Origin of the sequence: Ezakiella peruensis (assembly GCF_900215725.1) — a bacterium.
Lineage (GTDB): Bacteria > Bacillota > Clostridia > Tissierellales > Peptoniphilaceae > Ezakiella > Ezakiella peruensis.
This window is the reverse complement of record NZ_LT962469.1, coordinates 451,764-464,985: the sequence shown is the minus strand read 5'-3', so window position 1 is coordinate 464,985 and position 13,222 is coordinate 451,764. Positions and strand designations below refer to the sequence as shown.

The following is a 13,222-nucleotide window of genomic DNA, read 5'->3' as shown; positions in this document are numbered from 1 at the left end:
TATTTATCTAATCTGTGCACCGGGGAGGTGCACAGATTAAAACTAAATTATTGGTATATTAGCTATACCTTAGTACTTAAGCGTACTTTTCAAGCATGGCGCGAACATTTTCTTTTGTTGCGTCATCTGTGGTTACTGCATCAATTCTTTCACCATCTTTGTAGATAGCGATTACTGGTAGACCCATAACTTTTTCTCTAATAGCTAGTCTTCTACCTAAACCAATATCAAATGATGTGAATTTGATATTTTCGAAATCTTTTTCCATATCATGAACATGTGGCATTAAAGCTTTGCATGGTTCACATGATTGGCTCCAGAAATCTACTAGTACGTATCCTTCAGCTTCTTTAACTTCTTGGTCGAAATTTTCTTTTGTTAATTCTAACATTGATTTCCTCCTTTTAGAATGCTGCAGACTATTCTGCAAAGTTTTCTTCTATATATTTTTCAGCTTGTGTGGCAGCAATTGCGCCGTCACTGGTAGCTGTAACCACCTGTCTTAATAGTTTCTTTCTATTGTCTCCTGCTGCAAATACTCCTGGAATATTTGTATGCATGTTTTCATCTGTTACGATGTAACCATTTTCCATGTTTACAACATCTTTAACAATGTCATTTTGTGGTAGGAATCCGATAAATACGAAGCAACCAAATGTTCCGTCTTCTTCATCAGCATGGATTTCTCTGTTTTCCTTAGTTTTAGAATCTTCGAGAACCATTGTGCTTAACAAACCGTCGCCCTTAAATTCTACAACATTTGTGTTGAAAATAAAATCAAGTTTTGGATTATTGAAAGCCTTTTCTTGGATGCTCTTAGCAGCCCTTAGGTCTTCTTTTTCTTTTCTGTAAATAATTGTAACTTTTCTAGCAAACTTTGTTAAGTACATAGCTTCTTCAAGTGCTGAGTCTCCACCACCAACTACATATACTTCAAAATCTTCAAAGAATGCTGCGTCACATGTAGCACAGTAGCTTACGCCACGACCTGTGAATTCTTTTTCACCTGGGCATCCAATATATCTTGGTGATGCACCTGTAGCAACGATAACTGCTTTGGCTTCATAAGTTTTTTCTCTTCCGATAAGCTTTTTAACTTTTCCTTCAAGTTCAACTTCTTGGATAGTATCTAGTACAAATTCTGATCCAAATCCTTCAGCTTGTTCTTTCATTCTCTTGATAAGTGATGGTCCACCTGCGTTTTCAACGCTTCCTGGATAGTTAGCTACTTCATCAGTAGTAACGATTTGTCCACCTGCTTTTTCTTTTTCAATAATGATTGTTTTGAGCTTTGCTCTTGCTGCGTATAAACCAGCAGCTAATCCTGCTGGGCCGCCTCCGATAATTGCTATATCGTACATAAAACCCTCCTTAACTTATTTTATATATACCCAATCTACAAACAATAATAACGGACATAAAAACAAGAACTCCTTACAATTCTGTAGCAAATAGCTTAAAACTTCAGAGTTCTGTCCTTCACATAATTCTTTTACCTGAGTTTTCTAAGCAAAGCTTATTATACCTTCGGTGCCAAACTGGTCTCTCTTATGTGCTATCATCCAGTATATTAAGTTTGTAAATTAATTATATCATATTTTTTCATAAAATCAATAGTTAAGTTTATTTATCCCAACTATTAGTGTGGTATCCATCTATTCACTAGACACATACCCAATAACAAGGAATTTATAAACATATTTTTACATTATATTTAAAAATTTTTATTATTGTAACTTTGCTGACTTTTCTTATTAACTCTCCTTGTTCACTACATAAGAAGCAATGTTGTTGGAGTGGTCACTAATTCTTTCTAGATTTGAGATACAATCCAAGAACACAATTCCAGGAGCAGCATCTACATATTTATTAGCGAGTCTGCGTATATGGTTTTGCCTGTAGGTTTCTTCCATCTGGTCAACACTGTCTTCTATCTCAAAAGCTTTTTGTGCCAAGCCTTCATCTTTTTCTACAAAGGCCTCTATAGCTGTCTCGAAAACATTTTCACATGCATCAAACATATTGCCAAGTTCTTCCAATCCATCTTGAGAAAAAATTATTTCATCTCTTTCAATGTCTTCGTAAAGTTCGCAAATATTTTTAATATGATCTCCAACTCTTTCGATGTCGTTTATCATGTACAAGAGATCGTCAATTTCCTTGTGCTCTGTGTCGTTCAATAAAGACTCACGGCTTAAAGCAACCAAATAGTTAGTGATTGACCTCTGCATGGAATTTATAACTTTCTCGCGTTCCATAATAGATTCGTAATTTTTAGCCTTGCTATTTATTATTAAATCTTTAACCTCTTGTTGACTCTCTTTTACAAAGTCACCCATTCTAAGAGTTTCCTGCATGGCTTGACCCAAAGCAATTGACGGAGTCTTTAACATTCTTTCGTCAAGGTAAACTGTAAATTCATCCCCAATATCACTGCCTGGTATAACCTTTTCAGCCAAGGCTACAAGTTGTTTAGTAAATGGATATAATAACATTGTATTTATAAGGTTAAAGCCCAAGTGGCTGATAGCTATTTGTGATGGGAGCGATGAAAAATTACTTTCCATAAAATTGACAAATGGCGCTTTAAAAATAACAAATAAAATCAAAAATATCATTGATCCGATTACGTTAAAAATAAAGTGTAAAAACGCCGCCCTCTTTGCAGTTCTATGAGCGCCCATAGAGCTGATGGCAGCTGTTATGGTGCTACCTATATTGGAACCTAGTAGTATAGGAAAAGCAGCTCCGATTGTAATTAAATTTTGCATGCCCAGAGCTTGGACAATACCAACTATAACAGATGAACTTTGTACCAAAGCTGTGGCAACAAAACCAACTAGCACCCCAATAAATGGAGATTGCAAGGTTGCAATTGCGTTAACAAAAAAAGGAGTATTGCCTAATGGTGCGAGCCCGCCTTCCATTGTCATCATACCGAAAAACAAAATACCAAAGCCTAGGATAGCTTCCCCCGTTGCCTTGACTGTCTTGTTTTTTCCAGTAAGTAACAAAAGCGTTCCGATGCCTATCAAAAGTGGGGCATATTGATTTAAATTTAAAGCAATCAATATACCTGTCATGGTTGTACCAATATTGGCACCCATAATAACTCCGAGAGCTTGAGTAAGGGTCATTATACCGGCATTAACAAAACCCACAACCATAATAGTTGTAGCAGCACTTGATTGAATCATGGCCGTTACAAAAGCACCAACTATTATGCCTCTAATGGTAGATTTGGTAAGGGCGCCTACAATCGCTTTAAGTTTTCTACCAGCAGCCTTTTGTAGACCATCGCCCATTAGTGTCATGCCATATAAAAAGAGTCCTAATCCTCCTATGACTTGCATCGCAATTTCCATATACTACTCCTTTAAAAAATATTCTAATTCTATTGTATATCTTATTTATTAAATTGTAAAGTGTTTTAGATCACCTTTTTAGGAAGGGAAAATCCAATTGTCGGAGAGCCTCATATAGGACAATATTCGCCGAGTTTGCCAAGTTTAAGCTTCTTTTTATCTCTGTTATCATAGGAATTTTTATTAAAGATTGCCTATAGGCGTCTAAAATTTCATTTGGGAGCCCCTTGGTTTCTTTACCAAAAACAATAAAATCATTGTCCTTGTACTCTACTTCATGATAATATTTTGTGGCCTTGGTCGTAGCAAAATAAATATTTGCTCCCTTATTTTTTTCTATAAATTCTTCAAAATTCTTATATATAGTAAGATCCACCAGAGGCCAATAATCTAGTCCAGATCTTTTTAAATACTTGTCTGAAATTTCAAAGCCAAAGGGTTCTATTAAATGAAGCCTAGTTGATGTAAGGGCGCAAGTCCTGGCAATAGCTCCAGTGTTGTGCGGAATTTCCGGCTCATGTAAAACAATATTTAACATCCTATTAACTCCTTAATTTTTTTGTACACGCCTTCCTCGTTATAATGACCTATGATTTCTGATTTTGAAATTGCTTTTATATGATCAGGAGCATTTCCCATCAAAAATCCATGACCAACTATATTTAGCATGGGCAAATCATTTTCATTGTCTCCAAAAGCAGCCACATCTTTCAAATCTATATTATGACTTTGAGCAAGTGTTTTAATGGCAATTTCTTTTGTAGCAAGTGGCGATGTTATTTCTATATTATTAATCCATGATGAGCTGTTGTGAATATTATTTTCATCCAAAAGTCTCCTAAAGGCAAGCCTTTTTTCATTGTCGTCATCAATTATTATTATTTTATAAATCTCTTCGTCCAAGTTTTTCATTGCGTCAAAATCCATAATCCTAACTTTCAAGAGATCGTCATAGCCCTTGGGCATTCGCCTCCTATTAGTAGCGCTTGGATTGTCGCCATAGGGAGTTATCAAACCATCTATAGGATAAAGATGAAAATACATATCCGTTTCCTTTAATAGATCAATTGCCAAATTTAATTTATCCTTATCGATTGGAGCATTATAAATTTTATTATCATTCTCATCAAAAATGCAAGCTCCATTTGTGCTTGCAATTGATGCATTTAACCCATAGACCTCCTTGTATTTCTTTGGGCTGATATAGACCCTGCCCGTTATAAGAGCGAGTTTTATACCATTGTCCTGGGCGTAATGCAGGATTTTTAAAGTGTTATTTGAAATTTCATAGTCGCTATTTAATAAGGTACCATCCATATCAAAAGCCATTAGTTTAATTGCCATCTGTTTCCTCAATTATTTTTTTGAGCTCTTCCATAAATGTTTTTGAATCTTTAAAAGACCTATACACACTTGCGAACCTAACATAGCTTATCTCGTCAACCTTTTTCAGAGACTCCATAACCATCTCTCCAATTTCTGAGGTTGGAATTTGCTTTACCATTTGGTTCCTGCATTCTCTTTCAACATTATCAACGATCTTGTTCATAGTTTCAGAGGTGACTGGTCTTTTTTCACAGGCTCTAATAATGCCTCTTAAAATCTTTTCTCTATCAAATTCTTGGGTAGACCCATCTTTCTTTGAAACTAAAAGTGGAGCCATCTCATATCTTTCATAGGTCGTAAACCTAAATTGACATTTGAGACACTCGCGTCTTCTTCTAATTGTTTTGTGGTCTTCCGTTTGTCTGCTATCAACTACTTTTGAATCATGGTATCCACATTTTGGACAATACATAATTACCTCCTAATATATAAATAAAAAGACGCTTGTTTACCAAGCGCCTAATCTAATTCTATCCTCTTAAGAACGGCGGAATATCAAGCTGCCAAGGATCTGCTTTCTTTTCTTCTTTATCTTCAGTTTCTTCTGCATCTCCAGCTGCGTCTGCTGTTTTACCAGCAGCCTTACCTTCAAATTCAGTTGCAATAACTGTAATCTTGATTGAGTCACCAAGTGATTCATCAATACCAGCACCAAATATAATATTGGCGTCAGGGTCAACTGCTTGTCTAATGAAATCTGATGCTTCATTTAGTTCAAGCATACCCAAATCATCTGAACCTGTAATATTAATAAGAACAGATTTTGCACCTTCTATAGATGTTTCTAGTAGAGGAGATTCGATTGCAAGCTTTGCAGCCTCAGTAGCACGATTATCTCCTTGAGCAAATCCGATGCCCATGTGAGCAATGCCTTGATCTTGCATAATTGTTTTAACGTCTGCAAAGTCAAGATTGATTAAGTTAGGTACTGAAATCAAATCTGAAATACCTTGAATACCTTGTCTCAAAACATCATCAGCCATCATAAACGCATCTCTCATTGTCGTTTTCTTTTCAGAAATTTGAAGAAGTTTGTCGTTAGGGATGATAACGAGAGTATCAACTTTCATTTTTAATTCAGCAATACCTGTTTCAGCATTTCTCATGCGTTGTCTGCCTTCAAATGTAAATGGCTTTGTGACAACACCAACTGTAAGTATGCCCATGTCTTTTGCGAGTTCAGCTACAACTGGAGCAGCACCTGTACCAGTACCGCCGCCCATGCCGCTGGCAATAAATACCATATCAGCACCACTTAATTCAGCAATGATTTCATCTTTGTTTTCCATTGCTGCTTGAGCACCGATGCTTGGGTTAGCTCCTGCACCAAGTCCCTTTGTAATCTTTTCTCCAATTTGAACTCTTGTTTCAGCCTTGCTTGATTGAAGGGCTTGACGGTCTGTATTTAATGCAATAAATTCAACTCCCTTAACTCCACATTCAATCATTCTGTTTACTGCGTTGTTTCCGCCTCCGCCAACACCTATAACTTTAATCTTGGCAAATTTGTCAACGTCCATTTCAAAATCGATCATAACTTTCCCCCTAAAAATTTCTTGTATATATTATACCACAAAATTCTAATTAATGCTATTTTTAATTAAAATTCTTCTAATTTCTGCAAAATTATTAAAAATTCTGCTACCAAAAACCACAATTGTTGCATAATACATTGGCACTCCTACTTTTTGTCCAAAATAAGTAAGCACAACTGCAATTATTGTATTGCCTATAAAGCCCGACAAAAATATTTTGTTTTCAAATTTGTCTTGCAAGCTAGCATTAATCCCTCCAAAAACCGAATCCATCGATGCAAGTATAATAACTGATACATAAAGCGTGTATGCAGTATTATAAGTGTATGGCAAAATAACACCAATCATTACACCAACTATTAAACCCAAAATAACAATTAACACTATCTCACCTTCTTTGGAATCAATATCTCATCCGATTTTTTTATCTCAACCTTTATGCTGTAAACCTCTTCCAACAACTTTAAATAGCCGTTTGTATCATATAAACCCGCATATAACTTTTCTGCATCACCTATAGCCCTTATCACAAATGGAACCGCCTTTGGCAGGCCATCAATTCTAACAACGGGGCCGCCGCACTTTACATCTGTAGTTTCTATTACCCTAATATCATTAATGGAAATCGCCTCGGCACCATTGGCTCTCAAATCGTTAATTATATTAATGATATCAATATCGTGCACGATTCCAAAATTTGTATTTTGAAATACACTATCCTTGCTATCTTCTAAAATAATCTCAAGACCCTGGCCAGTCAAATCTGTTTCACAGGCCAGCTCTTGATACTTATCTCTCTCATGCTTTAAATGGTCTTCCATAACTTCTGGAGACTGAAGACTTTTTAGGCTCAAGACTTTTTCATTTAAATCACTAATTATTTCCTTGTTCACCCTTATTTGTTCATTTACAATGGCAAGTTCTTTGTTTTTATTTTCACCTACAAATTCCTTGTCCATATCCTCAGTTTCGACATTCATTTTAAGGCTAAGTCCAAACAAGATGCTCATAAAAACTGTGACTATGATTATGGATTTATTTATCTTCATTTGAAACCGTCTTTGCAAATTTAAAATCTTTTAGCATATTAATTTTTTCTATGCTGACATTGTCGTCTTCTTTGATAATAGCTTCAAAACCATAATTTCTTAAGGAATCCATAACGCCGGTTTTAATGTTAATGGCAGGAATAATCGTGTCCTTGTCTCCAATAGCCTTTATAATAATAGGAGAACTAACGCTAACGCCATTTATCTCCAAAACCCTTTGAGCGAGTTCAACTTCAGTATATGCAGTAATCCTTTGGCCATTGATTGAAATAGCCTCCGCTCCTGCGGAATTTAAAACTGAAATCAATCTTAAAATTATCTCTGGGTTGTTGTCTATTGAAGATCCACTATCTTCTACACCCTTGGGATTATTTATTGTAATTATAATTCCCTTGCCGCTTACATCTGTCATGCAGGCTAGCTTTTTATATTTTTCAATTTCATCGTACAAGATACTTGTCTTGTCGTCATTTTCTTTGTATTCGTTTTCATAGGCAAGGATTAAATTATTTAAATCTTCTATTTCTTTCCTTTGCCTATCTCTTTCTTCTATTGATTTTTTAAGTTCTGTTGCCAACTCCCTGGACCTGAGCTCTCCGTCCTTGGTTTTTATGGAATTGTTTTTACTAACAGTCCTAACCTGGAGGCCTATAACTATTCCCAAAAGAATTGATACCAGCAAAAGAGCTATGGAATTTTTATTCTTCATCCTTGCCCTCCTTTTTGGGAACTATTACAGCTGGATCCATATTGAGCTTTATAATCTCCGCTGATTTGCCCTGGTCGCTTAAGTTTTCTAGGGCGTTTACAATAAAGTTTAACTTGTACTTTATATTTTCAGCCCTTCCGAAGTCAATTTTTACATTGCCCTCCCTAAGCATGCCAAATTCATTGTTCTTTTGAAAACGGATTTCCTTGTATTTTTTAAGCTCTCCAACCTCCCTGGCTGTATCCAAAATCACCTTTAGAGACTCCAGACTCTCGTCTATTTCAAAAATATTATCCCCTGGCTCCATGGTTTTTATTTCATGTCCTTTTACAAGAGGTAAGACATCTGTGGCCTCAACTCTCTTGAGGACCCTGCCTTCGCTGTCACAAATATAAATTTTCCCGCCTGAGTAATAGCTAAAGTCCTCATCTCTTTCCGTAATAACTATTGAAATTTTATTTTTCGACTCCCTGGATATTTGAACGTCCTTTACATAGGGTAATTTTCTAATATTTTCTTCAGCCGCCTTGACATTAGCCTTTAAAATATTTTCTCCATATTTAAAAGCACTCGCATCCACAACTTCTTTTTCAGTCGTTTTTTTGCAGCCGCTGACTCCAATTACATCCAGTTTAAAAAAACTCGTATTAAAAAGCAGATACAAGACTCCAAGAACACTGATAAGCGCCATAAATATTCCGGCTCGTCTAATCTTTTCGAGCCGTCTTTTTTCTTTTCTTGTCATCTTTTTCATTTTATTTTAGAGCCTCCAAGATATTTTTTGCAATTATCTTTGCTGAGTTAGGCTCATAAAACTGGCCAACATTTTCAGATATTTGATTCATTTTTTCTTTGCTCTCAATAATATCTTCGACCATGGCCAAAAGCTTTTCACCATTTAGCTGGTCTTCAGTTATCATTTGAGCAGCATTTTTTTCATAATACTTAAGAGCATTATAATATTGGTGGTTTTCCTTTACATAAGATTTTGGAATCAATATCGACGGCTTTTTCATAGCTGCAATTTCTGTAAGACCTTGGGCTCCACAGCCTGATATAACAACCTTGGCCTTAGCCATAATATCAAAAAGTTCGTGATTGTATGTGTAAACTTCGGCGTAAGCAGGAAGATTTTTTACCGCTTCTTGAAATTCTTTTTCCCAATTCAATCCACTTATGTGGACCCATCTAAAAGGCAAATCATTGTGAGTATTAAAAATTTCTGCCACAGCCTCGTTTATAGATTTTTGTCCACCGCTTCCACCAAAGGACAAGACCAAGTCTTCAGTTTGTCCTTCGTAGTGGTCAAAGTTTGACCTGATAGGGATGCCCCCATAAACCTTGTTTGATGATTTTTTAAAGTTTTTTATATCATCTTTAAATGGATAAAAGGTAATGTCTGAATACCTATCTAAAAATCTAGTCGTAACCCCGTAGTGGGCATTTGATTCATGGATAAATAAGGGAACTTTTTTTAAATGAGCCGCATAACCTATTGGCCCCGATACATATCCCCCAGTTGCCACTACAGCATCTGGTTTGTATTCTTTAATATATTTTTTGGACTCTCTTAGCCCTTTAAAAAATGCATGTGCAGATTTTATGGCCTTTAAACTTGGCTTCAAGTAAAGGGGTTTAGAATGTATGCCCAAAAATTTATAGCCTTCTCTTTCGGCAATTTTTTCTTCCAAAAGCCCAGGCACACCCACATAAAATATTTCCACATCTGCGTGTTTTTTTAGTTCTTCGCCGATGGCAATAGCAGGATAAATATGGCCTGCTGTTCCACCACCTGTTAAAAATATCCTCATTTTCTTTGCACCTTCAACTTTCCTTTGCTCATAATATTTAAAGCAACCCCTGCAAATCCGCAATAAGTAATAATAGATGATCCACCATAACTAATAAATGGTAGAGTGATCCCCTTGGCTGGAATAGCATTTAATACAACCGCTATATGAATAAAACTTTGAATGAAAACAAATAATGAAAAAGCAATCAAAACTAATCTTTCATACTTATCTTCAAGTTTTCTGGAGAAAAAAACTGGTATCAAAACAATTCCAAGTATTGCAAATATAACAAGCATGCCGCCAAACATTCCCAGCTCTTCAGATATAATAGAAAAGATATAGTCCGAATAAGCTGCATAAACATAGCCATGTTTTTGGATGGAGTTTCCAATTCCAACGCCGCCAAAACCTCCGTTTGCAACTGCATACATGCTTTGAATTGCGTGCCAGCCTGTGTCTAGCCTGTCTGAAAACGGATCTCTAAATGCATTCCACCTGTTTCTTCTATATTGAGTACCTGCTATGGCATATATTAAAAAGATCACTCCTCCACTTGCATACAAAAGAAATTCTGCCATAGTCATATGAGTTATAAAGTATAAAATAAATATTACACCTAGGATTACAACTACTGTTCCCAAGTCCTTTTGCAAGTAAACCACGCCAGCAGTTAGAGCAATTATAAATAATATAATCGCCCTAGTCTGTCCTGTGATTCTTTTCCTAGACAAGACCGCAGGGAAAAATAAGCCCACACCGAGTTTCAAAAAGTCACTCGGTTGAAAACTTACGGGCCCAATCCTTAACCACCTGTAAACATCGTTTACAGCTTGATCTTTAAAGAGCGTAAAGGTTAGAGCGCACATGAACATTGAAATCAAAAGTATGGCAGGACTTGCGTACCTAAAGAAGTTAATCGGTAACTTGTATGCAATAAGCATGCCAATAAGTCCGATTATAACAAATATAAATTGTCTCTTGCCAAAATAATTGGGGTCGTTATTATACCTTTCTGCATACTTGATTGCAAAAGGATAGCTGGATGAATAAACCATCATAACTCCCAAGGTCAAGAGAATTAAAACCAATATTAAAAAAACTACTACTGGTCTCCTATTTGCCATTAATTAACTCCTTAATATATTCTTGAAATTTTTCCCCTCGTTCAGCATAGCCTTTAAATTCATCAAAGCTGCTAGCCCCAGGGCTTAAAATCAATTTATCGTTTTCCTCAGCAAGTTTAAAACCAAACTTGCTGGCCTCTTTCAAATTATCAAAAACTTTATAGTTTTTAATGCCGAGCCGGTCAGCATTTTCTTTTAATTTATCCTTGATTCCGCCTTCTAGCAAAAACATTTTAATGTCCCTGCATTCCTCAAAGATTTCAGAAAAATCTGTTCCCTTGTCATAGCCACCCAAAATTAAAATTGCATTATTATCATAATTTCTCATAGCCATTACAACAGCAGAAGGGTTTGTGGCCTTTGAATCGTCCACAAATTCAACTCCCTTATGGATTAAAAAGCTGTCCATCCTATGGGGATCGAGTTTAAATTCTTTCAAAAACCTATCTATATCTCCTTGGTCGGCTCCCATTAAAACAGCCGCCATAACCGAAGCTGCCAGGTTTGATAGATTGTGTTTTTGCTTGTATTTTATTTGGTCCAAAGAAATCTCAAATTTTTTGCCTTCAAAATTAAAATTAATCTTTTCCCCATCAAAATAAGCATTTGCATTTTTATCTTCTAAGGAAACTGTCAAAATTTTAGACCTGGTCTTTAATGAAGACTGGTCAATCCTATCCTTATCTAAAATTAAATAGTCATCTTCTCTTTGATTTCTAAAAACATTATACTTGGCATTTTTGTAATTTTCAAAATTCCCATGCCAATCCAAGTGATCTTCTTCTATATTTAAAAGTAGGCTGACATGGGCCCTAAATTCATCTATATCATTTAATTGAAAACTGGAAAGCTCAAAGACATAAATATCTTCGTCTTTAACTTCAATTTCCATAATAGGCGTCCCAATATTTCCCGCAACTCTTGCATTTTTATCTTCAAGGAGCATGCCAATCATTCTGGTAACAGTGGTCTTGCCATTGGTCCCTGTAACTGCTACAATGTTTTGCGGTTTAAATTCACGGTAGAAAAATTCTATATCAGTAATTATTTTCACGCCAGCATCTCTTAAGGCCTTCACATGGGCTTCATGCGGAGGAAAACCAGGACTCTTTACAGCAAGGTCTATTTCAGAGACATCAATACTTTCATCACCTGCATATGATTTAATACTGCGATTTTCATAGTCTTTGATTTTTTCAGAGTCGCCATCATAGACTGCAAAGGGAACTTGTTTCTTTGTCAGATATTCACAAATAGAATTGCCGGTCTTGCTAAGACCCATTACCAAAATCATCTTCCACCTACCCGTAAATTGCAATTAAAACTGCTACAATTGCAACTAATACATAAGATACAAGGACAATATTTTTTTCCTTGTGGCCCTTCATTTCAAAGTGATGGTGGATAGGACTCATCAAAAACACCCTCTTGCCTGTCAATTTAAATGAAGCAACTTGAATAATAACTGATAAAGTTTCAACTACATAGTAAATGCCAAGCACTATCAAGTGTAAGGGCATCTTCATTACCATAAAGCTAGAAGCCAAAAATCCTCCGATAAAGAGCGATCCTGTATCTCCCATAAAAACCTTGGCTGGGTTAAAATTATAAAATAAAAATCCGATTAAAGCACCTGACAAGGCCAGGGATAAAACTTGAACTTCGTCTTGGCCGTATCTCTTAGCCAAAAATGAAAGCCCCAAAATTACTATGGCACTAACACCTGCGCACAGGCCGTCCAGGCCATCTGTTAAATTAACCCCATTTGACGCACCCGTGATCATAATAATCATAATTGGATAATAAAAATATCCTAGGTCAATCATTTTGTCCGAGAAAGGCAAATGGACATTTGTGTCGATTTTTAAAACGAATTTTGAAAATAAAATCATCAAAATCGAAAATATGAGCTGAGCCATAAACTTTTGCTTGGCGGTTAGCCCCAAATTATCTTTTTTAATTACTTTTTGTATGTCATCAGTATAGCCCAAGTATCCATAATAGAGGCTTGAAACTCCAATAAATAAAAGCTTAACCAAGTCCACACCCTTTGTGCTTAAAGCGTAAATTATCAGCATAACCACAAAAGATAAGATAAATAATATGCCTCCCATAGTTGGTGTGCCAGCTTTTTTTAAATGACTTTGAGGCCCTTCTTTTCTAATTTCTTGCCCGTATTTTAACTTCTTCAAATAAGCTATAAAGGGCTTGCCAATTAGCAAAGTAATTACCATTGGCAAACCAAAATATAAATATTCCAT

At 35.9% G+C, this 13,222-nt stretch carries 15 protein-coding genes and 1 riboswitch; all 15 genes read right to left on the bottom strand.

What is annotated here, in order from left to right; genetic code table 11:
* Nucleotides 1-76 precede the first annotated feature (76 nt).
* Nucleotides 77-391 (bottom strand): thioredoxin TrxA, encoded by a 315-nt coding sequence (gene trxA / locus CUU59_RS02250; RefSeq protein ID WP_075573847.1) that lies wholly within the window; start codon nt 389-391, stop codon nt 77-79.
* A gap of 28 nt (nt 392-419) precedes the next feature.
* On the bottom strand, nt 420-1,361 hold the full coding sequence (gene trxB, locus CUU59_RS02245) for a thioredoxin-disulfide reductase (RefSeq protein WP_099950390.1): 942 nt from the start codon (nt 1,359-1,361) through the stop codon (nt 420-422).
* A gap of 113 nt (nt 1,362-1,474) precedes the next feature.
* A riboswitch (glycine riboswitch) is annotated at nt 1,475-1,561 on the bottom strand.
* A 193-nt stretch (nt 1,562-1,754) separates the two neighbouring features.
* Entirely contained in the window at nt 1,755-3,365 is a 1,611-nt protein-coding gene (locus CUU59_RS02240; protein WP_099950389.1) for a Na/Pi cotransporter family protein, read from the bottom strand.
* A 70-nt stretch (nt 3,366-3,435) separates the two neighbouring features.
* The gene (trmL, locus tag CUU59_RS02235) at nt 3,436-3,903 is read right to left on the bottom strand and encodes a tRNA (uridine(34)/cytosine(34)/5-carboxymethylaminomethyluridine(34)-2'-O)-methyltransferase TrmL (protein ID WP_099950388.1); all 468 of its coding nucleotides are present in this window, start codon (nt 3,901-3,903) and stop codon (nt 3,436-3,438) included.
* On the bottom strand, nt 3,897-4,709 hold the full coding sequence (locus CUU59_RS02230) for a Cof-type HAD-IIB family hydrolase (protein ID WP_099950387.1): 813 nt from the start codon (nt 4,707-4,709) through the stop codon (nt 3,897-3,899). The genes trmL and CUU59_RS02230 overlap by 7 nt, the downstream gene beginning before the upstream one ends.
* Nucleotides 4,699-5,163, bottom strand: a complete 465-nt coding sequence (gene nrdR, locus CUU59_RS02225; protein WP_099950386.1) for a transcriptional regulator NrdR — start codon at nt 5,161-5,163, stop codon at nt 4,699-4,701. The genes CUU59_RS02230 and nrdR overlap by 11 nt, the downstream gene beginning before the upstream one ends.
* A 58-nt stretch (nt 5,164-5,221) precedes the next feature.
* The gene (ftsZ, locus tag CUU59_RS02220; protein ID WP_099950385.1) at nt 5,222-6,286 is read right to left on the bottom strand and encodes a cell division protein FtsZ; all 1,065 of its coding nucleotides are present in this window, start codon (nt 6,284-6,286) and stop codon (nt 5,222-5,224) included.
* A gap of 45 nt (nt 6,287-6,331) precedes the next feature.
* The gene (locus tag CUU59_RS02215) at nt 6,332-6,670 is read right to left on the bottom strand and encodes a small basic family protein (RefSeq protein WP_099950384.1); all 339 of its coding nucleotides are present in this window, start codon (nt 6,668-6,670) and stop codon (nt 6,332-6,334) included.
* Nucleotides 6,670-7,335: a DUF881 domain-containing protein gene (locus CUU59_RS02210; RefSeq protein WP_099950383.1), complete on the bottom strand. Its 666-nt coding sequence runs from the start codon at nt 7,333-7,335 to the stop codon at nt 6,670-6,672. Before CUU59_RS02210 ends, CUU59_RS02215 begins: the two co-directional genes overlap by 1 nt.
* Nucleotides 7,322-8,044, bottom strand: a complete 723-nt coding sequence (locus CUU59_RS02205) for a DUF881 domain-containing protein (protein ID WP_099950382.1) — start codon at nt 8,042-8,044, stop codon at nt 7,322-7,324. The genes CUU59_RS02210 and CUU59_RS02205 overlap by 14 nt, the downstream gene beginning before the upstream one ends.
* Nucleotides 8,034-8,798, bottom strand: a complete 765-nt coding sequence (locus tag CUU59_RS02200) for a cell division protein FtsQ/DivIB (protein WP_075573857.1) — start codon at nt 8,796-8,798, stop codon at nt 8,034-8,036. Before CUU59_RS02200 ends, CUU59_RS02205 begins: the two co-directional genes overlap by 11 nt.
* A 1-nt stretch (nt 8,799) precedes the next feature.
* Nucleotides 8,800-9,855 (bottom strand): UDP-N-acetylglucosamine--N-acetylmuramyl-(pentapeptide) pyrophosphoryl-undecaprenol N-acetylglucosamine transferase, encoded by a 1,056-nt coding sequence (locus CUU59_RS02195; protein WP_099950381.1) that lies wholly within the window; start codon nt 9,853-9,855, stop codon nt 8,800-8,802.
* Nucleotides 9,852-10,961 carry an FtsW/RodA/SpoVE family cell cycle protein gene (locus tag CUU59_RS02190; RefSeq protein WP_099950380.1) on the bottom strand — a complete coding sequence of 370 codons (1,110 nt, stop codon included), beginning with the start codon at nt 10,959-10,961 and terminating at the stop codon, nt 9,852-9,854. The genes CUU59_RS02195 and CUU59_RS02190 overlap by 4 nt, the downstream gene beginning before the upstream one ends.
* Nucleotides 10,951-12,255 (bottom strand): UDP-N-acetylmuramoyl-L-alanine--D-glutamate ligase, encoded by a 1,305-nt coding sequence (murD, locus tag CUU59_RS02185; protein WP_099950379.1) that lies wholly within the window; start codon nt 12,253-12,255, stop codon nt 10,951-10,953. The genes CUU59_RS02190 and murD overlap by 11 nt, the downstream gene beginning before the upstream one ends.
* A 7-nt stretch (nt 12,256-12,262) precedes the next feature.
* Nucleotides 12,263-13,222: a phospho-N-acetylmuramoyl-pentapeptide-transferase gene (gene mraY / locus CUU59_RS02180; RefSeq protein WP_099950378.1), complete on the bottom strand. Its 960-nt coding sequence runs from the start codon at nt 13,220-13,222 to the stop codon at nt 12,263-12,265.